The following is a 23,228-nucleotide window of genomic DNA, read 5'->3' on the forward strand; positions in this document are numbered from 1 at the left end:
CTGAAAGCCACGCGTTCAGCGGAACATGCTGCGCAGGTTTTGCGCGATCTCGAACAGGGCCGCGTTGTGCTTCACCGTACGCTTGGCGCGATTGAGGCCCGACAACGCACCGGCCGCCAGCCGTCCGCGCAGGCTGAGCGGAATGAAGCTGTCGAAGATCGCTTCATCGTCCTTGCAGAACAGCCGCTTGTACTCGTCAGACCCGATGCCGAGATCGAAGGCGCGGTAATTCTCCGCGGCGTGGCGATCGATGATGTCGCGCATCAGGATCAGACCGGGGCTGTACCTGGCGTTGCCCGACATCGTGTAGGTGTTGAACATCATCGAGAAGCGATGGCCGTCGGCGACGCCGGCAAAGATCGCGATGATCTCCTCGTCGCATTCCAGCGCATGGATGTCGATGACGTGGCGCGTGCCGTCAGCAAGCGGCGTCAGGCAGGCGGTGCGGATGAACTGCTCGACTCCGGGTTCGGCGAACACGTTTGGCAGCTTTTGTTCGGCCATGCGCTGCGGCTTGAGGCGGAAGAACCAATCGAGCAGGCGGCTGATGTCGGCGCTCTCGGTGGCCATGTAATAACGGAAACCGGGCAGCGGCTGCAGCTTGCGTTCCTTGCCCTTGAGCCGGCGCCGGAACGAATTGGAAATTAGGTCTGCGGGCGCTGCACCGGGCTCGATCACGAGCAGCGGGCAGCCGTTGGCCGAGGGTTGGTGCGGCAACAGGGCCAGCGGGTTCGGCAGGTCCTGCCAGCGCAGCGGTTGCTGGTGGAGCGCCAGCGCATCGACGCGGGACCGATCCGCAATCGAGGCGATCAGGGTGGCAATATCCGCGTCGGTGGCGTTGGCGGCGAAATCCCGGTCGCACAGCGCCATGTTGAAAGTCGAGTGCTTACCCCCCATGAAGCTCGCGCAGCGCGCACCCCATCTGGATTCGATCGCAAGCGGCAGCAGCATCAGCGGCCGGTGTTCTCCGTCATGGGCGACGACGATGAAAGGACGCAGACCCTCGCGCTCGCCGACCTGCCGCTGCCAGGCGGCAAGGAAGTCGAAGCGCTGATAGGGGGTGAAGGATTGCAGCGATGTCTCGAGACCGCGCCAGATCGCTTCGGCAGCAGCGAGGTCATGGAAAATGTCGACGCCGGCGATCCGGCTTGCGTTCGACCACGTCCGCGTATCCGCCGTCCGGCCCTCGATTGCCGCCGCCATGGTCATCTCGGAACCCGCTTCTTCTGAGGTATTTCTTTACAGTTCTCGGCGGGGCCGACCTTCGCAGGGAAACGTCAACAAAGAGTAATAACAATGCTCTGGCGGCGGCGGCGCGCGGGAACCGCGGGACGGGGGCGGGACCTTGGTGTCGGATAACCGGTTTTGGCGGCGGGCACGAATGGAGTTCGCCTATTTCAGCGGCGTCCGCTGGCTGAGAGAGCGCGCCGCCGGCGGCGCTGGCGTGATCCTGCGCTTCGAACGGGTCCGCCCCGCAAGGTCGGGGCGGTTTCAGCCTCGGAAATCACAGGAGATCACGCCAGGGTTTCTGGATCGCGCAATCAGCGCGTTGAAGCGCTGGAACTACGACATCGTCGGGATCGACGAGGCCTGCCGCCGCGCCGTCGCGGTGCCCGAACGGCGACGCTTTGCCTGCCTGACGTTCGACGGCGCCACCAAGGATTTCATCACGCATGCCTATCCGGTGCTGGCCAGGCACGGCGTTCCCTTCGCATTGTACCTGCCGACGGCCTTTCCCGATGGCGTCGGGGAGGCCTGGTGGCTGGCGCTCGAGGACATCATCGCGCGGCAGAGCCGCATCAGCCTGATGATCGACGGAAGAGAGCGGCACTTCGAGGTTCGGAGCGTGTCGGACAAACACGAGCTGTTCGATTTCCTGTTCGACTGGATGCGCAGGCTGCCGACGTCCGACCTGTCCTATGCAATCCATGATCTCGTCAAGCGCTATTCGGTCGACATCGGACGATTGTCGCGCAGCGCGTCGCTCGAGTGGGAAGATCTGGCGAAGCTTGCGGACGATCCGAATGTGACGTTCGGCAGCGCCGCCGTGAATTATCCGGTGCTGTCGAACCTCAAAGACGCCGACGCGCGGCGCGAGATGGCGATGGGAAAGGCGGTGGCGGAGAGCGCGTTCCGGCGCGAGATCAGGCATTTCGCGTTTCCCTTCGGGGATCGCGAGTCCTTTCGCGGCCCCCATGTGGTAATGGCGCAAGAGGCCGGCTTTGCCAGCGCCGTGTCGACAGTGCCGGGTATCGTCGAGGCGCGGGGGCGCAGCAACCTTCACGCGTTGCCGCGCCTCTCCTGGGACGGACGCCTGCGCTCGTTGCGGATGATGCGGGTGCTGCTGTCGGGCGTCATGTTCGCGCCGGTGCAGCCGACGCGGAGCGCGCAAGGTGTCATCGCCTAAATTGGAACGGCAGTTCGGTCGGCAGGCGTTCGGCGCCGATCCCGCGGGCTATCACAACGCGCGTCCCGCCTATCCGGAGTGGGTCTATGAAACGCTCAGCTCGCGCTGCGCTCTGCGGCGAAACACGGCCACTTTCGAGATCGGTGCAGGCACCGGCAAGGCGACCCGCCGCCTGCTTGAGCTCGGCGCCGATCCATTGACGGTCATCGAGCCCGATCCGCGGCTCGCCGATTTCCTGCGCAACGACAATGCGGACGTAGCGTTGCGGGTCATCGTCGCCCCGTTTGAGGACGCTGAGCTCGAGGAGCAGGCTTTCGACCTGGGCGTCAGCGCCACCTCCTTTCACTGGCTCGACGGGGAGAAGGCGCTCGCGAAGATCGTCAGGCTGCTTCGGCCTGGCGGCTGGTGGGTGGCGGTCTGGAATGTGTTTGGCGACGACAGCCAGCCCGATCCGTTTCACGAGGCCACAACGCAATTGCTGAAGGGCCCGACCGGTCCTTCGATCAGTGAGGGCGGCAAGCCCTTTGCGCTCGATACCGCCGCCCGTCTGGCTGCCTTGCAGCACGCGGGCGGCTTCCACATCGTGGATCACAGCACCAGTCGTTGGCCGCTGGTCCTCGATGCCGAGCAAACGGTGGCGCTGTATTCGACCTACTCGAACATCTCGGCGCGTCTGGATCGGGAACGCGTCCTGGCCGAGCTCGGACGCATCGCCCGCGATCAGTTCGCGGGACGGGTGGTCAGAAACATGACGACCAGCCTCTACATCGCGCGCCGGGCGCAATGAGCGCGGAGACCTCGGCCCTGCCGGGCAGGGAAGATCCGCTGCAATCAGTTGGGGGCGCGGTCGGGCCGCGACATCCAGGCGACGATTGGCATCGCCGGCAACACCCAGCCGAGCCCTGCGACCACGTAGAAGATTGCCTGCAATAGCCCCGAATTGGCGAGCCACGGCGTCTGGGCGACTGTCATGCCGAGCAGCGACCACACCAGGACCAGGATGAGCAGGGCGATGGTTCCGAGCAGTTTGCGGGTACGTATGGCCATGGCGAATATGTGCAACTCGTGATCTCGGCGGCGCTTGCACCGCGGGCGCGGCGGACTATAAGGGGCGCGAAAATCCAATCAAGTCAGGTGAAATGGCCGGTATTTCCGCAAACAAGGCGCAGCTTCGGGCCGTCAGGGTGTGGCTGTTTTCAGTCGCCGCGCTGATCGCGCTGATGGTTCTGGTCGGTGGCGCCACGCGGCTGACCGAGTCAGGCCTGTCGATCGTGGAATGGAAGCCGGTCACCGGCGCGCTGCCGCCGCTGACGGATGCGCAGTGGACGCAGGCCTTCGAGGGCTACAAGACCATTCCGCAATACCGCGAGCTCAACGCCGGAATGACGCTCCAGGAATTCAAGACGATCTTCTGGTGGGAGTGGAGCCACCGGTTGCTCGGCCGCGTGATCGGCGCCGCCTATCTGCTGCCGTTCCTGTACTTCCTGTGGCGCGGTGTGGTGAGCGGCGAGCTGGGGCGGCGGCTGTGGCTGATCTTCGGCCTCGGCGGGCTGCAGGGCGCGGTCGGCTGGTGGATGGTGGCCTCCGGCCTGTCGCGGCGCGTCGAGGTGTCGCAGTATCGGCTGGCGACGCATTTGGTGCTAGCGCTCCTGATCTTCGCCGCGATCGTCTGGACGCTGCGGCGATTGACGGACCGTCCGCCCGTGATCGCAGCAGCCGTCAGGTTGAAGATCACGAGCGCGGTGCTGCTCGTGCTGACCTTCGTGCAGCTCTATTTCGGCGCGCTGGTTGCGGGCCTGCGCGCGGGCAGGGTCTACAACACCTGGCCCGACATCGACGGAGGCTTCATCCCGTCGGCTGATCGGCTGTGGTTCGAGACGCCGTGGTGGCGCAATCTGTTCGACAACACGCTGACGGTGCAGTTCGAGCACCGCATGACGGCCTATCTGTTGTTTGCACTGGCGATTGCCCACGCGATCGATGCCGTGCGCTCGCGTGCCGGACGTCCGGTGATCGCCGGCGCCTGGTGGCTGGTGGCTGCCATCACCGTGCAGGCGACGCTCGGCATCCTGACGCTGCTGCATCAGGTGCCGATCGATCTGGCGCTGACGCACCAAGCGGTAGCGATCGTGGTGCTGACGCTCGCCGTGCTGCAGGCCGAGCGGCTCGCCGCGCGGCGGACCGAGCGGGATCAGCCGAAGCTCGTTCCCGCCGGCCACGTCGGCCAGCCTGGCTGATCCTTCACGACAGATAGTCGAGCCCGATATCGAGTGCGGGCGAGCTATGGGTCACCCAGCCGACCGAAATCAGGTCGACACCGGTTGCGGCGATATCGGGCGCGGTGGCCGCGGTGATGCGGCCGGAGGCTTCGGTGATCGCCTTGCCGCGCGCCATCTCCACCGCCTGGCGGAGCCGATCGACCGTCATGTTGTCGAGCAGCACGGCATCAACGCCAAGCCCCAGCGCCTCTTCAAGCTGCGACAGCGTATCGACCTCGACCTCGATCTTGACGAGATGGCCGACATTCGCCTTCGCCCGCTCGACCGCGGGGCGGATGCCGCCGGCGAGCGCGACGTGGTTATCCTTGATCAGCACTGCATCGTCGAGCCCGAAGCGATGGTTGCCGCCGCCGCCGGCGCGGACGGCGTATTTCTCCAGCGTGCGCAGCCCCGGCATGGTCTTTCGGGTGCAGACGATCTGCGCGCGCGTGCCCTTGACAGCCTTGACGAGGGTCGCGGTTGCGCTCGCAACGCCGCTCAGATGGCAGAGAAAATTCAGCGCGGTTCGCTCCGCGGTCAGCAGGCTGCGCGCCGGGCCGTCGATGATCGCGATCACCTGGTCGGGCTCGACCGCGCTGCCGTCCGGGCGCTCGGCGCGAAGCTCGATTGCGGGTGACACCATCTGGAAGGCACAACGGGCGACGTCGAGCCCGGCGACCACGCCGGTCTGCCGTGCGCGCATCACCAGCCGGGCCTGCTGGCTGATCGGCACGATCGCATTGGCGGTGATGTCGCCGGCGCGTCCGAGATCTTCCAGCAGGGCGGTCCGCACGATCGGCTCGTACATCAGCGGCAAGACAGGATCGAGGGTCATGATTGGGCGCTCCTGACGGTTGGGATGGATTCGACGATCTCGCGCGCCGCGGCGAGCGCTTCGGTGCGGGTGAGGGATGACGGTACGGCCGAGGCAGCGCTGTCCGGAAAATCGGTACGGAAATGGCCGCCGCGGCTTTCCTCGCGCCCGATGGCGGCGACCGCGATCATCAATCCGACCAAGGCCGCGTCGGACGCCGCACCCTGGCTGCGCGCGAGCGGATAGAGGCTGTGGATCGCATGTTCGATCCCATCGTGGTCGCGCAACACGCCAAGCCCATGCGTCAGGATCGGACGCACGGCCGAGGGATCGGCCGGAGGCGGCGCTGCTTCGGCGCGCAGCATGGCCCGCGGACCTGCACTCATGCCGTCGATGCTCTCGGCGACCCATCTCGCACAGACGATCGCCTCCATCAGCGAGTTGCTCGCCAGCCGGTTTGCGCCATGCAATCCGGTCCGAGCCGCCTCGCCGCAGGCCCACAGGCCTTGCACCGTGCTGCGTCCTTCGCCGTCAACGGCGATGCCGCCCATGTGATAGTGAACCGCCGGACGGATCGGAATCGGATCCTCGGCCGGATTGATACCGGCCATCTTGCAGAATGCGCTGATCACGGGATAGCGTCGCGCGAAATCTGCGCCCGGATTTTTGCGCGCGTCGAGAAAGGTGCGATGTCCGTTGGCGCGGTGACGCCACACCGCGCGCGCGACGATATCGCGCGGTGCGAGCTCGGCGCCGGGTTGATCCGCCATGAAGCGCTGCCCGTTCTCGTCGATCAGCACCGCGCCGTCGCCGCGGATGGCTTCGGTCAACAGCGGCATCGGGCGGGACGGCCCGTCGAAGGCGGTGGGATGAAACTGGACGAATTCGAGGTCGGAGAGTGTCGCGCCGGCGTGCGCTGCGAGCGCAAGCCCGTGGCCGAAACATCCGCTCGGATTGGTGCTGTCGGCGAACAGCCCGCCGATGCCCCCGGTCGCGATCACGACGCGATTGGTGGAGAGGATGAACCAGCCGCCGTCGCGCGACGCGAGGACGCCCCGGACCGCATTGTCCTCGACAAGGAGCCGGCGCGCCTCAACGCCTTCCAGCAGCGTGATCGACGGCGTGCGCCGGACCGCCGCGATCAAGGCGCGCATGATCTCGCGCCCGGTGCCATCGCCGGTGGCGTGCACGACGCGGTTGCGGCCATGGGCGGCTTCCAGCCCGAGCCGCCAGCCTCCGTCGGGCCGGCGATCGAAGGCGACACCGAGCCCCGCGAGCCGTTCCACAGCCGCCGGCCCGGCCTCGACGATCCGGGCTGCGGCAGCTTCGTCGCACAGCCCGGCGCCGGCCGCGATGGTATCGGCGAGATGGAGGGCAGGGGTGTCATCCTCGCCGACGGCCGCGGCAAGTCCGCCCTGCGCCCACATGCTGGAGGCTTCGGCACCCAGCGGCGATTTCGACAGCAGCACGACCGGCTCGGGTGCGAGTTCAAGCGCGGTCATCAGCCCGGCGGCGCCGCCACCGATGATGACGGGGCGGCCGGTCAGATCGGAGATGTCAGTGCTCATAGCGCCAGCATCCTTTCGACGCTCAGCCGCGCGCGGTCGGCGATCCCGGGGCCGATCGTGACCTCGTGCTGATTGGTTTCCAGCGCGTGACGGATGTTCTTCAGCGTGATCCGCTTCATGTGTGGACAGAGATTGCAGGGGCGGACGAATTCGACATCGGGGTGCTGGGCCGCGATGTTGTCGCTCATCGAGCATTCCGTCAGCAGCACGACGCGTGGCGGGCGTTTGGTTTCGACGAACGATGACATTGCGGCCGTCGAGCCGGAATAGTCTGCTGCGGCGACGACCTCCGGCGGGCATTCCGGATGTGCCAGGATGGTGATGTCCGGATGATCTTCGCGGAGCTGGTGCACGTCGTCGGCGGTGAAGAGCTCATGCACCTCGCAATGGCCCTTCCAGGCGATAATCTTCTTCGTGGTTTGCTTGGCGATGTTCTGCGCCAGATATTCATCCGGCAGCATGATGATGCGCTCGGCACCAAGCGATTCCACGACCTTCAGCGCGTTGCCAGAGGTGCAACAGATGTCGGACTCCGCCTTGACCGCGGTCGACGTGTTGACATAGGCGACAACGGGCGCGTCTGGATAGCGCGCGCGCATCAGCCGCACGTCCTGCGCCGTGATGGAATCCGCGAGCGAGCAGCCGGCCGCGAGATCGGGGATCAGCACAGTTTTTTCGGGATTCAGCAGCTTCGCCGTCTCGGCCATGAAGTGCACGCCGGCCAGCACGATGACGTCGGCATCGACCTTGGTGGCTTCGCGCGCGAGCAGGAGGCTGTCGCCGACAATATCGGCGACGCCGTGGAAGATCTCGGGCGTCTGATAGTTGTGCGCCAGCACCACCGCGTTGCGGCGGCGCTTCAGGTCGAGGATCGCGTCGACGTCCTCGGCGAAGGTGGCCCATTCGAAGGGTGGGATGACGCGTTTGACGCGCTCATAGAGCGGGGCTGTGCGGGCGAGGAGTGCGGTATCGGGGGACGCCATTTATACTCTCCTTGAGCATAAGATGGCTTATACTTATCCTGAGCATAAGGGCTGTCAAGTGCGCGAGAGCGGAAGCTTGGTGCCGGCGACGGCCCGCTCGGCCAGCACGGCGTAACGGAAGCGGAACAGCTTGGCCGGCCGCCCGACGGCCTCAGTGGCGATTGCGCCAGTCTCTTCAACAAGTTCCTGCTGCTCGATGAGCCGGCGGAAATTCTGCTTGTGCACCAGGCGGCCTGCGAGTGCCTCAACACTGCGTTGCAGTTGCAGCAGGGTGAACTCGGCCGGCATCAGCTCGAATACCACGGGACGGTATTTGATCTTGGCACGCAGCCGCGCGATCCCGGTGGCGAGGATGCGACGATGATCCGCGGTCATCGGCTTGCCGGGCACCACTGACGCCTCGCGGCCGTTCCCGCGTCCGGCCTCCGGGATCAGCGATGCTTCGTAGAGCAGCTCATAGCGCTGCAGCACCAGTTCCTCGTTCCAATCGCGATCGTCGAGCCCGAAGGTGATGGCACAACGCTGCCAGCGCTCGCGCTGCAGCGTCGGGGATGGTGCGGACTTCGCCCACGCCTTCAGCTTCGGCGCCACCATTTTGGCAAGGAAGGCCGGCGCTCCGGCGCGGTGATCTTCCCAGGGGAAATAGTCGTACCAGCCGGACCAATGCGCCTCGAAGCCTTCGCCGACCCTGTCCTCGCGGGTCAGGCCGAGATAGCTGATGGAAACGCTGTGCGGCCCCTTGACGTCGCCGGAACGGCCGGGATCGGCAAAGGTATAGAGCTGCTCGACATAGCCGAGCGGGTGCCCGGTCTGGGCCTCGACCCATGCCCGCAGAGCGGTCTGGAGCGAGCGGTGGCTGAACTCGAACGGGCCGCTCGGCAGCGCGGAGCCACCCGCGATGGTCATGATCCTGGGCGTGCCCTCGGTGACGGCCACCAGCACCGCGACGAGATCAGCGGTGATCGCGTTCCCCGAAGCCGGTGCGCTGGATTTCTGCGTCGATCTAGCCACGCGCTCGTCCCGCGCTAGCAGTAGCCGTAGATGCCGCAGGCATAGGGCAGGCGGTCCCAGTAATCCACATAGGCGCCGCCGTAATAGGGGCCGAGGTAGCTGTAGGAGTGGGCGTTGCCGTAATAGCCGGGGAGCGAGGACGATCCGGGCAACAGCGGTTCACCCGGCACGAACGGGATGTACGGCTCTGCGTTGAGCGGGATCACTGTGGGCTCGACCACGACGAGTTGGCGTTCGCGCCGCACATAGGTCGGCGGGGTGATGGTCGTGCGGTAGACGTAGTGCCGGCGGGGCAGGCCCGGCGGAAGCTGGCGCGCGGCACGCACGGTCGCGGGCTTGGTGACGACGAGGCTGTCGGCGGCGTCAGCGGGCGGAATCGCTGACAGCGCGACCGCGAGTGGCAAAATCCAGCGCAGCATCAATGGTCTCCCGAATCATCCGGAGCCTATCACTGCCATTTTATGCTGGAATGAGCGTTAACGAGAGACTTGTCGTTTCGGGCAAATGGCCGGAGCGGTGCGGCGCACCGCTCCGGACTGACGGCCGATCAGGCGCTCAGAGCCTGGTCGAGGTCTGCAATCAGGTCTTCCTTGTCCTCGATGCCGATCGAGAGCCGCACCACCTCCGGCGCCGCGCCGGACCTCACCTTGGCGGCATCGTCGAGCTGGCTGTGGGTCGTGGAGGCCGGGTGGATCACCAGCGAGCGGGTGTCGCCGACATTGGCGAGATGCGAGAACAGCTTCAGGTTCGACACCAGATTGACGCCCGCGTCGTAGCCGCCCTTGAGGCTGAAGGTGAACACCGCACCCGCGCCCTTCGGTGAATACTTGCGCTGCAGCTGGTTGTATCTGTCGCCGGGCAGGCCGGCGTAGTTGACCGCCGAAACCGCCGGATGGCCGGAGAGGAACTCCGCCACCGCCTTGGCATTGTCGCAGTGCTTCTGCATGCGCAGCGGCAGCGTCTCGATGCCGGTCAGGATCATGAAAGCGTTGAACGGTGACAACGCCGGCCCGAGGTCGCGCAGGCCGAGCACGCGGCAGGCGATCGCGAAGGCGAAATTGCCGAACGTCTCCTGGATCCTGATGCCGTGATATTCCGGGCGCGGCTCGCTCAGCATCGGATATTTGTTGTCCTTCGACCAGTCGAAGGTGCCGGCATCGACGATGATGCCGCCGAGCGAATTGCCGTGGCCGCCGAGGAATTTCGTCGCCGAATGCACGACGATATCAGCGCCGTGATCGATCGGCTTGATCAGGTAGGGCGAGGCTAGCGTGTTGTCGACGATCAGCGGCACGCCCGCGTTGCGCGCGATGGCCGCGATCGCCTCGATGTCGGTGATGCTGCCGGCAGGGTTGGCGATCGACTCGATGAAGATCGCCTTGGTGTGCGGCGTCACCGCGCGCTCGAAGCTTGCGACATCGTCGGGATCGGCCCAGGCCACGTTCCAGCCGAACGCCTTGAACGCATGGTTGAACTGGTTGATCGAGCCGCCATAAAGCTTGCGCGCCGCGATGACCTCGTCACCCGGCTTCATGAGCTGCTGCAGCACGACGACCTGCGCCGCATGGCCGGAGGCCACCGCGAGCGCCGCGGTGCCGCCCTCGAGCGCGGCGACGCGCTCTTCCAGCACCGCATTGGTCGGGTTGCCGATGCGGGTATAGATGTTGCCGAACGCCTGCAGGCCGAACAACGAGGCGGCGTGGTCGGCGTCGTTGAAGACGAACGACGTGGTCTGATAGATCGGCGTCGCCCGCGCGCCGGTGGTGGGATCGGGCTGTGCACCGGCATGCACGGCGAGGGTGGAAAATCCCGGAAGGCGATCGGTCATTATCTGCGTCCTGTCGTGGCGTGATCGAAGATGCGCGGCATGCTGATGGGGGGGCCGCCTGCCGTCAAGCCGAGTTGGCGGGTGAGCGCGCGTTTGAAACGACCATGCTTTGCCATGCGGCGCGACCGTAACGAATATTCCGCCGATGCGTCAGGTCGTCTCGCTCTTGTTTTTCGCGGCGCGATCGGATGCCGCGGTCTGACCGCCGCCGAAGCTGGTGCGGTTGAGCGACAGCCGCATGCCCTGAGTCGGAATCGGCGCGCGCTTGGAGGAGAGCGTGCGCGAATTGACGCCCATCCAGGAGATCTCCGACGACAGCCGGCCGTACTCGATCTTCGGGCAGCGGTTCATCACCACCTTGAGGCCGGCGGCTTCAGCCTTCTCGGCGGCGGCATCATCGCGCGCGCCGAGCTGCATCCAGATCACCTTCGGCGGCGGCGACAGCTTCAGCGCCTCGTCCACCACGGGCATGATGTGGCTCGAATTGCGGAAGATATCGACCATATCGATCGGGCGGCCGATATCCGCGAGCGATGCCACGAACGGTTTGCCCATCAGCGACTTGCCGACATGGCCGGGATTGACCGGGATCATATCGTAGCCGCGCTGCGCCAGATATTTGAAGGCGAAATAGCTCGGCCGCACATTGACCGGCGAGGCGCCGACCATCGCGATTGATTTCACACCGTTGAGGATGCTGCGGATGTAGTTGTCGTCGTAAGCGTCGTGGTTCATCTGCTTAAAGCTGTCCAATTACGTCATTGCGACGAGCGAAGCGACGAAGCAATTCATTCTATCGTCGCGTGGAGAAATGGATTGCTTCGCTCCGCTCGCAATGAGGCGGTTACCTGTCCTGCCATTTCGGCTGGCGCTTCTCGATGAAAGCGCCGATGCCTTCCTCGGCGTCGCGCGCCATCATGTTCTCGGTCATCACCTCGGCAGCGAAGCGATAGGCGTCGGCGAGGCTCATCTCGGCCTGGCGATAGAACGCCTCCTTGCCGATCTTGACCGTGTGGGCCGATTTCAGCGCGACCTTCTGCGCCAGCGCAATTGCGGCGTCGCGCTCGGTGCCAACAGGCACCACGCGGTTGATCAGGCCGATATCTTTCGCAGTGGCGGCGGAGATCGGCTCGCCGGTGAGCAGCATCTCCATCGCCTGCTTGCGCGGCACGTTGCGCGACAACGCCACCATCGGCGTCGAGCAGAACAGGCCGATATCGACGCCCGGTGTCGCGAAGGTCGCAGCCTCGGAGGCCACCGCAAGGTCGCAGCTTGCGACGAGCTGGCAGCCGGCCGCGGTAGCGATGCCCTGGACCGCCGCGACAACGGGCTTGGGCAGGTGCACGATGGCCTGCATCATCGCGCTGCATGCGTTCATGAGTTGCGCGAAATAGCCGCGGCCGCGATCGGCATCGCTGCGGCGCGCGGTGAGTTCCTTCAAGTCGTGGCCGGCCGAGAAGGCCAGGCCGTTCGCGGCGATCACGACGCCGCGGACCGCCTTGTCGCCACCGATGTCGTTGAGCGCGGCATGCAATTCCCCGATCAGTCCTTCGGACAGGCTGTTGCGCGCCGTCGGGCGGTTCAACGTCAGTACCGCGATACTGCCGATGGTCTCTCGCAGCAGGATCGAGGCTTGCGGCGCTTCTGCGCGGGCGGCTTGGGCGGACATGGCGAAATTCCATTATGGTCTCGATGACAATTTAATGTAACAGGCGGGCTGGCGCGAGGGCAGGGACGGCATGGCAATTGCGAAAATGAGCGTGGCTGACGTGGAGGAGTTCCTGCGCAGGGAATTCCCGCAGGCGTTCGCCTTCGACGACATCAGGATCGAGAGTGCCGACGGCGAAACGGCCCTGCTGCGCCAGCGCTTCAGCGAACGCATGCTGCGGCCGGGTGGTACGGTCTCCGGACCGACCCTGATGGGGCTGGCTGATTTCGCGATGTATGTGGTGCTGCTGTCGGCGATCGGACCGGTCGGTCTTGCCGTGACCACCAATCTCAACATCAACTTCCTGCGCAAGGGCCAGCCGGGGCAGGACGCGCTCGCGGTGGCGAAGCTGTTGAAGCTCGGCAAGCGCCTTGCGGTCGGCGAGGTCAACCTGCTGTCCGGCAGTTCGCCGGACCCGATTGCCCACGTGACGGCGACCTATTCCATTCCAAACAAATAATCTTTTCTCCGGTATTATAACACCATATTTATAACTCATTGGTTTAATTGATGTAATTTGCCATCTTGGACGTTGACGTGCGCGCGCGGCTTCTCTAGAAAGCCGAGCAGTTCGGCGCACACGGCGCCGATTTCTTTTTTCACGGATTCCACACATGAGCACGTTCTCGGCCAAGCCCGCCGAAGTGACGAAGAAGTGGGTGCTGATCGACGCCAAGGGTTTGGTCGTCGGCCGTCTCGCCACCCTCGTCGCCATGCGTCTGCGCGGCAAACACCTGCCCACCTACACTCCGCATGTCGATTGCGGCGACAACGTCATCATCATCAACGCCGCGCATGTGGTGCTGACCGGTCGCAAGCGCGACCAGAAGACCTACTACAAGCACACCGGCTATATCGGCGGCATCAAGGAGCGCACCGCGAAGCAGATCCTCGAGGGGCGCTTCCCCGAGCGCGTCGTCGAGAAGGCGATTGAGCGCATGATCCCGCGCGGTCCGCTCGGCCGCATGCAGATGGGCAATCTGCGCGTCTATGCCGGCGCCGATCATCCGCATGAAGCCCAGAACCCCGAGAAGGTCGATATCGCCTCCCTGAATCGCAAGAACACGAGGGCCGCATAAATGTCCGACACGTTGCAGTCCCTCGACCAGCTCGCGCAGGTCAAGCCGGCGGCCCCCGAGGCGCCGAAGTATGTCAAGAAGGTCGACAAGTACGGCCGCGCCTATGCCACCGGCAAGCGCAAGGACGCGGTCGCCCGCGTCTGGGTCAAGCCGGGCTCGGGCAAGATCTCGGTCAACACCCGCGAGTTCGAAGTGTATTTCGCGCGCCCGGTGCTGCGCATGATGATCCAGCAGCCGCTGGTCGCAGCCGCGCGCAACGGCCAGTACGACGTGATCTGCACCGTCACCGGCGGCGGTCTCTCCGGCCAGGCCGGTGCGGTTCGCCACGGCATCTCGAAGGCGCTGACCAACTTCGAACCCGAATTGCGCGGCGTCCTCAAGAAGGGCGGCTTCCTTACCCGTGACTCCCGCTCGGTCGAGCGCAAGAAGTACGGCAAGGCCAAGGCCCGCAAGTCGTTCCAGTTCTCGAAGCGCTAATTCGAGTCCTAAAATTTGTGGCAAACGCCGCGAGCATCGAGTTGAAAAGGGCGCCGAAAGGCGCCCTTTTTGCTGCCCGCTTAGAGGTGAATTAGCGCAGATTTTCGCGAAAACTTGCGTAGGCGTGCAAACGAATTTCGAACGCGGGCGCTCTAGCCTGTGAGCTCGCAGTGGCGCGGCATCACCATTATTTGCGCCTGCGAGCGTTGCATCACACCGGGCTGGGGTGAGTTTATGTCGTTCGATCCGTCGACACTTTATTTGTTCGCCACCATGGTCGCGGGCATGCTCGGCGCGATGCTGATGTTCTTCGGCAGGCAGGAGAACATTCCCGCGCTGAAATGGTGGGGGACCGCCTATCTCCTCGGTGCGGTGTCGGTCGCGCTCTGGACCATCGGCGGCTCCTTCCTCGGCGAGCCTGTCCTGCTGGCGCTGAACGCGGCCGGCTTTATCGCCTGCGGCATGGTCTGGAACGCCTCGCGCGTATTCCGCGGACGCAGGCCCAATCTGCCGGGCCTTGTGCTCGGCGCGATCGCCTGGATCGGTGCCGTGACGACGGTGGAGGATTCCGCGACGCGCGTGACGATCGGCGCGACGATCGTCGCGATCTACGCCGCGCTGACCGCCTCCGAACTGTGGAGCGAGCGCCGCCGCGCGATGCAGAAGCGTTGGCCCGCGATCGTCGTGCCTGTTGTGCACGGCTGCGTCCTGATGCTGCCGATCCTGATCGGCGGCCTGTTGCGGCCGCATGGCCAGATCTTCGCCAACAGCTTCTGGGTCACCCTGTTCGCGATCGAACTCGTGCTGTATGCGATCGGAACGGTGTTCGTGATCTTCATGATGGTCTCGGACCGCGCGGTCGCCGTGCACAAGACCGCCGCGTCGGTCGATCCCCTGAGCGGCATGCTCAACCGCCGCGGCTTCTCCGAGGCTTGCGCGCGCGTGATCGAGCGCGAGGCCGTTGCCGGCCGTCCGGTCACCGTGATGATCTTCGACATCGATCATTTCAAGTCGATCAATGACCGCTTCGGGCATCCCGCCGGCGACGAGATCCTGAAGCTGTTTGCCGCCGTCGTGGTCAACAGTCTCAGGAGCAGCGATCTCTCGGGCAGGATCGGCGGCGAGGAGTTCGCAGCGCTCTTGCCCTGTTCGTTGGAGGAGGGCGTGCTGGTCGCCGAGCGGGTGCGCGAGGCCTTCGAGGCCAGCGGCATCGTCTGCGATGAGGGCCCGGTCGACACCACCGTCAGCATCGGCGTGGCCGGTGGCCCCGCCGGCACCGAGCTCGAGGTGCTGCTGGCGTCCGCCGACACCGCGCTCTACCAGGCCAAGCGCGGCGGCCGCAACCGCGTCGAGGCGGCGGAGGAGTTGCCGCTCTCGCTGGAGAACTGGCGGCGCAAGACCGCGGGCCTGCCTGCATCGGCGCGCCACAAGCCGGCGACCGTTCAAGGCTGAGTTGCGGTAATCTTTGGTTAACCATTCGATCCCATGTTTCCGGACATGGAATCGTTTCACGCACGTAATCCGCAGGCCGCCCTGATGTCGCTCGAAGCCGCTGCGGCTTCGACGCGTGGTGGCTTCGCCTGCATGTTCTCGAATTCGGATGAATATGAGAGCGCGCTGATCGCCGAACGGCGCGCGCAGGGCCGCTACGGCCAGCCGAAGAGCCGCTGGCCGACCGCGATGCTGCTCGGTATCATGCTGATGATCGTGGGTACGGTGCTGCTGTTCAAGTGAACCCGGGCCGGAACCGGCAGAGCAGGGCGCCTGCTGCGGCGCCTTTTTCTTTTCCGGCGGCTGGGCTACAGACGGGCCTTCGTTAGCAGAGGCCAAAGCCCAATGATCACGGAAATCGCACTCATCGACGTCAAGCCCGGCAGCGAGAAGGATTTCGAAGCTGCAGTCGCCAAGGCGCGCCCGCTGTTCCTGCGCGCCAAGGGCGGCAAGGGATTCGAGCTGCACAAATCGATCGAGAAACCGTCCCGCTACCGGCTGATGGCGAAGTGGGAGACGCTGGAGAACCATACGGTCGATTTCCGCGGCTCGGAGGATTTCACCGCCTGGCGCGCGCTGGTCGGCCCGTACTTTGCGGCGCCCCCCGACGTCGAGCACACCGAGACGGTGCTGACCACCTGAGGCGATCGATCGTTTTGACGCGTTTTCTTCACGCGAACCGGTGCCCGCTTCGCTTGAAAACGCTCTAAACGGCGTGCGCAGGCGCTTTGTCCTCCGCCTTGAAATGGTCAATCATCACCTTGGCGATCGCCATCAGCGGCAGCGCCAGCGCCAGCCCCCAGATCCCGAACACGACGCCGAGCAGGATCTGGAACGCGAACAGCGTCGCCGGCGGGATATCGAGCGCCTGGCGCTGGATGATCGGCGTCAGCACGTAGCTCTCCAGCGCGTGCACGCCGAGGAACAGGATGAAGGCGGAGAGCGCCGCGATCCACCCGGTAGCGAGGCTTGCCAGCACCACGATCAATCCGCCGAGGATCGCGCCGACTGTCGGGATGAAGGCGAGCAGCCCGGCCTGGATGCCGAGGATGAACGAACTCGGGATGCCGATGATCGCGAGTCCGATCCAGGTGACGAGAAACACCGCGGCCATGGTAATGATCTGTGCGATCAGCCAGCGCTCGAGCGTATCGCCGATGTGGTCGACGATGATGGTCGCCTGCGCGCGGTATTTGGCCGGCGCGATGAACAACAGCCCGGCGCGGTAGATGCTCGGCTGCGCGGCGAAGGCCAGGCCCAGGAACAGCACGATGAAGAAGTTGCCGACGACGCTGACGGTGCCGAGCAGCACCTTCAACGTCTGGCTGATGATGGCTCCGCCGCTCGAGGCCAGCGCGCCGGCGCCCGGCAGGCCGTGTGACGAGGACGCCGCGGGCGCCGTCGTGGTCGGTGTCGTCGCTGCGGCCGTGCCCTCGGGCTTGGCTTCGCCGGCCGCATTGGTGAAGTCGAGATAGCTGGTATCGACGCCGTGCTGCTCGAGGAACTCCTTCACGCTGCCGAGCTGTGACTTGATGGTGTTGCTCAACACCGTCGCCTGCTGCGCGATCGTGGTGCCGCCGAGGAACACGATGCCGGAGAGCAGGCCCGCTAGCGCAAGACACACGAGCGCCAGCCGCAGCGCGTGGGGCAGCCCGGTCAGGCGGCCGAGCAACGTGGTCATCGCGTTCAGTCCGACGCCGAGCAGCATGCCCGCGAACAGCAGGAACAGCGTCGCGGCGAAATGCCAGGCGAACGTCAACAGCGCCGCGAACAGCACCGCGCCGATGCCGCCGACGGCAATCGCCCATGCCATGTCGTTACGGGCCTGCAGGCGATTGTCAGCCGAATCTGTCACGGGTGATTCCCCTTCGCGCCGGTGTGCAAAGCAGTCTTTGGCGAAATCGTCGCCGGGATCAAGCGGCCGGACTGGGCCGGTTTGACGCTGACCTGCCGCGGCCGGCACCGGAACGGGGCGAGGACGGAGCCCGCGTCCCCGGGCTGGCCGGCGTCGCCGGAGGCGCACCTCCGGGGCCGGCTTTGTGCAGGGCTGCAACCGTCCTGTGCAGTTATAGGCAGTTGATCCGGCGGGAACTGGAAGGCATGATTGCCTCGGAATCGTAGCAACTTAGAATAATCATTGCGCGAGACGTAGATAATGAGACGGCCCGTGGTTGGCGTGATCGGAAACGCCCATCGCATCGAGAATCGTTTCACAGTCCAGATGGTTGGAGAGCGCAACCTTCGCGCGGTTGCCGAAGTGTCCGGTGCGGTACCCCTGATGTTCGCGGGAACCCCGGAAATCACCGATGTCGCAGCCTTGCTCGACGTGGTCGACGGCGTGGTCCTGACCGGAGCACGCGCTAACGTCCATCCGACCCGCTTCAATACCGAACCTTGCGCCGCCCACGAACCTTACGACATCCACCGTGACGACGTCGCGCTGGCGCTGTCCGAGGCCTGCGTTGCGCGCGGCGTGCCGATCTTCGGCATCTGCCGTGGCCTGCAGGAGATGAATGTCGCATTCGGCGGCTCGCTGCATCCGGAGATCCGCGAGATCCCCGGCCGCATGAACCATCGCATGCCGCGGCTGGAGAATGGCGAGATCCATCCCGATCCCACGGTCGTGTTCGCCGATCGTCACGACGTCACGCTGACCCCGGGCGGCGCCTTCGCGAAAATCCTCGGATGCGAGACAATCCGCGTCAATTCGCTGCACGGGCAGGGCATCCTCGAGCCCGGCGAGCGCGTCGTGATCGAGGGCATCGCCGAGGACGGCACCATCGAGGCGATCCGCATCGCCGATGCGCCCGGCTTTGCGCTCGGCGTGCAATGGCACGCCGAATACGATCCGCAGCGCAATCCGATCAACCGCGCGCTGTTCGAGGCCTTCGGCGACGCGCTGCGCGAGCGGCGCCGGGCGGCGTAACGACCGCTGTCCGCACAGCAGCCACTGATGTCGTCCCTGATTTTGCGCGACGACACCGGGCTTGTGACGCGCTCCAACACCAAACGCCGTATTGCGAGGAGCGGTAGCGGCGACTTGTCCGCCGAAGCCTCGGCGGAGGCGGAAGCAATCCATCGCTCCGCCGTCATACCCCGCGCATGCGGGGTACCCAGTACGCTGCGGCCTCTCGGATCAATCACTGCTGCCTCTGGAATACTGGATCGCCCGCTTTCGCGGGCGATGACAGTCGTGGAGATATGGCTTCGCGTTCTCGCGACGCAAATCGTCCGAGCTTTGCATTTCGTTCCGCCCTCTCACTTAGCAGAGGGCGCAGGGAAAGCCGGGTGCCGATCGCACCCATGGGTCCCGTGCAAATGGAAAGCACGGGAGGTAGGACCACAGGTGAAACCGGAGCAATCCCGGCTTTCCCTGCGCGATGGGTTACGGCTTATACGTGCTCTCCCCGGCGAGACTGGGCTTTGTTGTCACCGTCATCAGGGAGAGAGCTTGCTCTTACTGATGAGACACCTGCCACTAGGGCGTCAGGCCTGCACGACTTCACCGTCCGCTATCTGCCACGCTCGTCAGCCGTGACATCGGCGTCCACCGCATCTCGACCCAACACTCGTGACGATCGCGAAGCGCCCCTCAAGCGGGTGAGACGGGCCATTCATACACCGAGTTGCACTTCTGGAAAACAGAAATATTTTGTGTGCGAGGCCTTGCGCCGTCGAGACTGGGCAAGAATGGCAACTAAGGGGCTGGGGCGGCTCGGAAAGCACTGACGACGAGCGACAGCGAGATTTTGGCGCGGAAGGGCCGCAAAGCAAGCCGAATGGCGCGCAGAGTGGCCGCAAGGAGGTTTGCGCCGGCAATGCGCGTCTTTTCTGCAAGGTACGCGACGAAGCGGTCGAAGCCGAGAATGCTGAGCACGCGGGTGAAGTTGTAGCAAAGCGCCATCAGGCTCCATTCGCCGCGGACCTTGTCGAAGCCGCGCACGAGAAAGTGCTGATAGCCGGCGCGGCATTTGAGTGTTCCGAAAGGGTGCTCGACGATGGCGGAACGGCGGCGCATCAATGTGGCAGCCTCGGCGCTTTGCATCCTCATGCGGTGACGTTCGAGAACGTCCTCGTGTTCCCAGCGCGCGATGCTCCGGTAAGGCGCCTTCGGGGCAAGACACCGCGCGCTCAGGGGACATGCTGCGCAGGCCGCCTTGCGCGCCAGGTAGCGGATCTCGATGCGGCCGCTCGTGTTCGTCCAGCGCCCTTCCGTCGGGCGCAGCAGCTCGCCGGCCGGGCAACGGTAGGCATCGGCGTTCGCATCGTAACTGAAGTCCTTGCGGCTGAGGCGGCCTTCCTTGAGCTTGCCATTGCCCTCGTGCAGCGGCACATAGGCAACAATGCCGTCATCCTCGCAGGCCTTCAGGTCCTCGCTGGTGGAATAGCCGGCATCGGCCGCCACCTGCAGAGTCTCGACGTCGAGGGCCTCTTTTGCCGCCTTTGCCATCTCATGAAGATGGCCCGCGTCGTTGCGGTTGACGACCTCGCTGGCAACGATGAGCGTGTGCTTGTCGTCAACGACGCTCTGCACGTTGTAACCCGCAATGGTCTGGTCGCCCTTGCTCAGAAGCCTTGCGTCGGGATCGGTCTTCGAGAGTTGCCCCTTGTCGCTTGTCTCCAGGTTCTTGAGGTCGGCTTGCGCGCGCTCGCGCCGGGCCATCAGCTCCTTCACCTTCTCGCCGACATCGCCGCTGCCCTTGCTGCCATCTCCCGGACCGGCACATCGCTTGGCTTCCTCGGCATCGTTGGCTTCAAGGGCCTTGCCATAAGCCTCGATCTCCTTGTCCAACGCGGCGATCTGTTTGGCCAGCTTCCCTTGCGTGAAGATGCTGCCCTTGCTGGCGTTACCATGGAATAGCGCCCCGTCGATCGCAACGAAGGTCCCACCGATCAGGCCGAGGTCGCGCAGGAGCAGCACGAAACTGCGGTTCGCGGCCTTGAGCGCCGCCCAGTTCTCCTTGCGGAAGTTGGCGATCGTCCGATAGCCCGGCTTCATGTTCTTCAACAGCCAGATCAGCTCCAGATTGCGGCAGGCCTCCCGCTCCAACCGCCGCGACGACCTGATCTGGTTGATGTAGCCGTAAAGGTAGAGCTTCAGCAGATCGGCCGGATCGTAGGGCGGCTGCCCCACTTCGTCCGCGGCACGATCCGCATGGCGGAAGCCGAGCTTTGAAAGGTCGAGCGCGCCAACGAAACTGTCGATCGCCCGCACCGGATTCTGCTGTCCGACATAGTCCTCAATCCGGGGAGGAAGAAGACTGGGTTGCTCCCGGCTGTCGCCGGCCTTGAACGTCCGATTCGCCATGCGCCGAATCGTACATCAACTCCAAAAAATGCCGAGTTCTTGCCCAGCCTCGTCGAGACTGGGCAAGAATGGCAACTAAGGGGCTGGGGCGGCTCGGAAAGCACTGACGACGAGCGACAGCGAGATTTTGGCGCGGAAGGGCCGCAAAGCAAGCCGAATGGCGCGCAGAGTGGCCGCAAGGAGGTTTGCGCCGGCAATGCGCGTCTTTTCTGCAAGGTACGCGACGAAGCGGTCGAAGCCGAGAATGCTGAGCACGCGGGTGAAGTTGTAGCAAAGCGCCATCAGGCTCCATTCGCCGCGGACCTTGTCGAAGCCGCGCACGAGAAAGTGCTGATAGCCGGCGCGGCATTTGAGTGTTCCGAAAGGGTGCTCGACGATGGCGGAACGGCGGCGCATCAATGTGGCAGCCTCGGCGCTTTGCATCCTCATGCGGTGACGTTCGAGAACGTCCTCGTGTTCCCAGCGCGCGATGCTCCGGTAAGGCGCCTTCGGGGCAAGACACCGCGCGCTCAGGGGACATGCTGCGCAGGCCGCCTTGCGCGCCAGGTAGCGGATCTCGATGCGGCCGCTCGTGTTCGTCCAGCGCCCTTCCGTCGGGCGCAGCAGCTCGCCGGCCGGGCAACGGTAGGCATCGGCGTTCGCATCGTAACTGAAGTCCTTGCGGCTGAGGCGGCCTTCCTTGAGCTTGCCATTGCCCTCGTGCAGCGGCACATAGGCAACAATGCCGTCATCCTCGCAGGCCTTCAGGTCCTCGCTGGTGGAATAGCCGGCATCGGCCGCCACCTGCAGAGTCTCGACGTCGAGGGCCTCTTTTGCCGCCTTTGCCATCTCATGAAGATGGCCCGCGTCGTTGCGGTTGACGACCTCGCTGGCAACGATGAGCGTGTGCTTGTCGTCAACGACGCTCTGCACGTTGTAACCCGCAATGGTCTGGTCGCCCTTGCTCAGAAGCCTTGCGTCGGGATCGGTCTTCGAGAGTTGCCCCTTGTCGCTTGTCTCCAGGTTCTTGAGGTCGGCTTGCGCGCGCTCGCGCCGGGCCATCAGCTCCTTCACCTTCTCGCCGACATCGCCGCTGCCCTTGCTGCCATCTCCCGGACCGGCACATCGCTTGGCTTCCTCGGCATCGTTGGCTTCAAGGGCCTTGCCATAAGCCTCGATCTCCTTGTCCAACGCGGCGATCTGTTTGGCCAGCTTCCCTTGCGTGAAGATGCTGCCCTTGCTGGCGTTACCATGGAATAGCGCCCCGTCGATCGCAACGAAGGTCCCACCGATCAGGCCGAGGTCGCGCAGGAGCAGCACGAAACTGCGGTTCGCGGCCTTGAGCGCCGCCCAGTTCTCCTTGCGGAAGTTGGCGATCGTCCGATAGCCCGGCTTCATGTTCTTCAACAGCCAGATCAGCTCCAGATTGCGGCAGGCCTCCCGCTCCAACCGCCGCGACGACCTGATCTGGTTGATGTAGCCGTAAAGGTAGAGCTTCAGCAGATCGGCCGGATCGTAGGGCGGCTGCCCCACTTCGTCCGCGGCACGATCCGCATGGCGGAAGCCGAGCTTTGAAAGGTCGAGCGCGCCAACGAAACTGTCGATCGCCCGCACCGGATTCTGCTGTCCGACATAGTCCTCAATCCGGGGAGGAAGAAGACTGGGTTGCTCCCGGCTGTCGCCGGCCTTGAACGTCCGATTCGCCATGCGCCGAATCGTACATCAACTCCAAAAAATGCCGAGTTCTTGCCCAGCCTCGTCGGGCAAATCAGTGGCATGGGCGCGGCAAAACGACGCCCGGCCCTGGACCGGCGCACGGCGACGGACGCCGGGAATGAAGCGCGCAACGGGCCGATCATGGTGAGGGTGTGAAGCCACGGACCGCCGGAGAGGGCAAGCCTCCTCGGCATGTTGCATTCCGTCGGGAGAGGCCCAATGACCACCATCAAATGTCTGCTGGCCGGATCGATCGCGATCGGTCTGCTCGCAATGCCTGCCGCCGCTCATGAGAACGCCAGCGCCAAGCGATATGCCGTGATGAGAGGCAAGCCGTCCTTGTCCGGCAGTGACTGGACTTACGGCCAGGCCCGTATCCAGAGCCCGCACGCCTTGTTCTCCACGCCGCCCCGCGATGTCTGCGATCATGCAGACAATGCGATGATCTGCTGAACAGGCTGAGCAAAAAGGAGATTGCTCAGCCGCTCGCGAGAGAGGCCGCATCACAGATGATGAGCTCGCGGTTACGGCGATCCAGGATCGTGGGCACGGCATGCCGGCGGCCAGGCCGAGGCGGAAATATCCTTTGGGTTACCGAAGG

At 64.7% G+C, this 23,228-nt stretch carries 24 protein-coding genes; 11 read left to right on the forward strand and 13 right to left on the reverse strand.

All coding sequences use genetic code 11. The features are described 5' to 3' along the window. Positions 1-15: 15 nt before the first annotated feature. Positions 16-1,209 (reverse strand): GNAT family N-acetyltransferase, encoded by a 1,194-nt coding sequence (locus tag MTX19_RS17960; protein ID WP_280986084.1) that lies wholly within the window; start codon positions 1,207-1,209, stop codon positions 16-18. Positions 1,210-1,381: 172 nt separating this feature from the next. On the opposite strand from MTX19_RS17960, the gene MTX19_RS17965 reads away from it, so the two are divergent. Continuing rightward, on the forward strand, positions 1,382-2,407 hold the full coding sequence (locus MTX19_RS17965; protein WP_280978656.1) for a polysaccharide deacetylase family protein: 1,026 nt from the start codon (positions 1,382-1,384) through the stop codon (positions 2,405-2,407). A 1-nt stretch (position 2,408) separates the two neighbouring features. Next, positions 2,409-3,194: a class I SAM-dependent methyltransferase gene (locus MTX19_RS17970; protein ID WP_280978657.1), complete on the forward strand. Its 786-nt coding sequence runs from the start codon at positions 2,409-2,411 to the stop codon at positions 3,192-3,194. Between the two features lie 44 nt (positions 3,195-3,238). On the opposite strand, the gene MTX19_RS17975 is transcribed toward MTX19_RS17970, so the two are convergent. Then, a complete protein-coding gene (locus tag MTX19_RS17975; protein ID WP_280977708.1) occupies positions 3,239-3,454 on the reverse strand; it encodes a DUF2842 domain-containing protein in 216 nt (71 codons plus the stop codon). 92 nt (positions 3,455-3,546) lie between these two features. On the opposite strand from MTX19_RS17975, the gene MTX19_RS17980 reads away from it, so the two are divergent. After that, entirely contained in the window at positions 3,547-4,644 is a 1,098-nt protein-coding gene (locus tag MTX19_RS17980; protein WP_280978658.1) for a COX15/CtaA family protein, read from the forward strand. A gap of 4 nt (positions 4,645-4,648) precedes the next feature. Here MTX19_RS17980 and nadC read toward each other — a convergent pair whose 3' ends face one another. From nadC to MTX19_RS18020, 8 genes are all read right to left on the reverse strand, one after another. Continuing rightward, positions 4,649-5,500 (reverse strand): carboxylating nicotinate-nucleotide diphosphorylase, encoded by an 852-nt coding sequence (gene nadC / locus MTX19_RS17985; RefSeq protein ID WP_280978659.1) that lies wholly within the window; start codon positions 5,498-5,500, stop codon positions 4,649-4,651. Then, positions 5,497-7,047: an L-aspartate oxidase gene (locus tag MTX19_RS17990; RefSeq protein ID WP_280978660.1), complete on the reverse strand. Its 1,551-nt coding sequence runs from the start codon at positions 7,045-7,047 to the stop codon at positions 5,497-5,499. The genes nadC and MTX19_RS17990 overlap by 4 nt, the downstream gene beginning before the upstream one ends. Continuing rightward, positions 7,044-8,030: a quinolinate synthase NadA gene (nadA, locus tag MTX19_RS17995; protein ID WP_280986085.1), complete on the reverse strand. Its 987-nt coding sequence runs from the start codon at positions 8,028-8,030 to the stop codon at positions 7,044-7,046. Before nadA ends, MTX19_RS17990 begins: the two co-directional genes overlap by 4 nt. A 54-nt stretch (positions 8,031-8,084) precedes the next feature. After that, positions 8,085-9,041, reverse strand: coding sequence for a hypothetical protein (locus MTX19_RS18000; protein ID WP_280978661.1), 957 nt, complete (start codon positions 9,039-9,041; stop codon positions 8,085-8,087). A 14-nt stretch (positions 9,042-9,055) separates the two neighbouring features. Further along, positions 9,056-9,445, reverse strand: coding sequence for a hypothetical protein (locus tag MTX19_RS18005; protein WP_280986086.1), 390 nt, complete (start codon positions 9,443-9,445; stop codon positions 9,056-9,058). A gap of 143 nt (positions 9,446-9,588) precedes the next feature. After that, positions 9,589-10,869 carry an O-acetylhomoserine aminocarboxypropyltransferase gene (locus MTX19_RS18010; protein WP_280978663.1) on the reverse strand — a complete coding sequence of 427 codons (1,281 nt, stop codon included), beginning with the start codon at positions 10,867-10,869 and terminating at the stop codon, positions 9,589-9,591. Positions 10,870-11,019: 150 nt separating this feature from the next. Continuing rightward, positions 11,020-11,604 (reverse strand): CoA-binding protein, encoded by a 585-nt coding sequence (locus MTX19_RS18015; protein WP_280978664.1) that lies wholly within the window; start codon positions 11,602-11,604, stop codon positions 11,020-11,022. Positions 11,605-11,713: 109 nt separating this feature from the next. After that, on the reverse strand, positions 11,714-12,538 hold the full coding sequence (locus tag MTX19_RS18020; RefSeq protein WP_280978665.1) for an enoyl-CoA hydratase: 825 nt from the start codon (positions 12,536-12,538) through the stop codon (positions 11,714-11,716). A gap of 70 nt (positions 12,539-12,608) precedes the next feature. Between MTX19_RS18020 and MTX19_RS18025 the strand changes: the two genes are divergently transcribed. From MTX19_RS18025 to MTX19_RS18050, 6 genes are all read left to right on the forward strand, one after another. Continuing rightward, entirely contained in the window at positions 12,609-13,037 is a 429-nt protein-coding gene (locus MTX19_RS18025) for a PaaI family thioesterase (protein ID WP_280978666.1), read from the forward strand. Positions 13,038-13,191: 154 nt separating this feature from the next. Continuing rightward, positions 13,192-13,656 (forward strand): 50S ribosomal protein L13, encoded by a 465-nt coding sequence (rplM, locus tag MTX19_RS18030; protein WP_280978667.1) that lies wholly within the window; start codon positions 13,192-13,194, stop codon positions 13,654-13,656. Further along, entirely contained in the window at positions 13,657-14,133 is a 477-nt protein-coding gene (gene rpsI, locus MTX19_RS18035; RefSeq protein WP_280977721.1) for a 30S ribosomal protein S9, read from the forward strand. Positions 14,134-14,367: 234 nt separating this feature from the next. Further along, a complete protein-coding gene (locus tag MTX19_RS18040; protein WP_280978668.1) occupies positions 14,368-15,585 on the forward strand; it encodes a GGDEF domain-containing protein in 1,218 nt (405 codons plus the stop codon). Between the two features lie 45 nt (positions 15,586-15,630). Continuing rightward, a complete protein-coding gene (locus MTX19_RS18045) occupies positions 15,631-15,867 on the forward strand; it encodes a hypothetical protein (protein ID WP_280978669.1) in 237 nt (78 codons plus the stop codon). Between the two features lie 102 nt (positions 15,868-15,969). Then, positions 15,970-16,266, forward strand: a complete 297-nt coding sequence (locus MTX19_RS18050) for an antibiotic biosynthesis monooxygenase family protein (protein ID WP_280978670.1) — start codon at positions 15,970-15,972, stop codon at positions 16,264-16,266. Between the two features lie 64 nt (positions 16,267-16,330). On the opposite strand, the gene MTX19_RS18055 is transcribed toward MTX19_RS18050, so the two are convergent. Next, complete coding sequence (locus MTX19_RS18055; protein ID WP_280978671.1) at positions 16,331-17,479, reverse strand: AI-2E family transporter; 1,149 nt, start codon at positions 17,477-17,479, stop codon at positions 16,331-16,333. Positions 17,480-17,779: 300 nt separating this feature from the next. Here MTX19_RS18055 and MTX19_RS18060 point away from each other — a divergent pair, with 300 nt between their 5' ends. Further along, a complete protein-coding gene (locus MTX19_RS18060; protein ID WP_280978672.1) occupies positions 17,780-18,550 on the forward strand; it encodes a gamma-glutamyl-gamma-aminobutyrate hydrolase family protein in 771 nt (256 codons plus the stop codon). A gap of 771 nt (positions 18,551-19,321) precedes the next feature. Here MTX19_RS18060 and MTX19_RS18065 read toward each other — a convergent pair. Continuing rightward, positions 19,322-20,932, reverse strand: a complete 1,611-nt coding sequence (locus MTX19_RS18065) for an IS1182 family transposase (protein ID WP_280978673.1) — start codon at positions 20,930-20,932, stop codon at positions 19,322-19,324. A 75-nt stretch (positions 20,933-21,007) separates the two neighbouring features. After that, positions 21,008-22,618 (reverse strand): IS1182 family transposase, encoded by a 1,611-nt coding sequence (locus tag MTX19_RS18070; RefSeq protein WP_280978673.1) that lies wholly within the window; start codon positions 22,616-22,618, stop codon positions 21,008-21,010. A 228-nt stretch (positions 22,619-22,846) separates the two neighbouring features. Between MTX19_RS18070 and MTX19_RS18075 the strand changes: the two genes are divergently transcribed. Continuing rightward, positions 22,847-23,080, forward strand: coding sequence for a hypothetical protein (locus MTX19_RS18075; protein ID WP_280978674.1), 234 nt, complete (start codon positions 22,847-22,849; stop codon positions 23,078-23,080). Positions 23,081-23,228: the final 148 nt, after the last annotated feature.

The sequence above is a fragment of the Bradyrhizobium sp. ISRA464 genome, from assembly GCF_029910095.1.
In the GTDB taxonomy this organism is placed as follows: Bacteria; Pseudomonadota; Alphaproteobacteria; order Rhizobiales; family Xanthobacteraceae; genus Bradyrhizobium.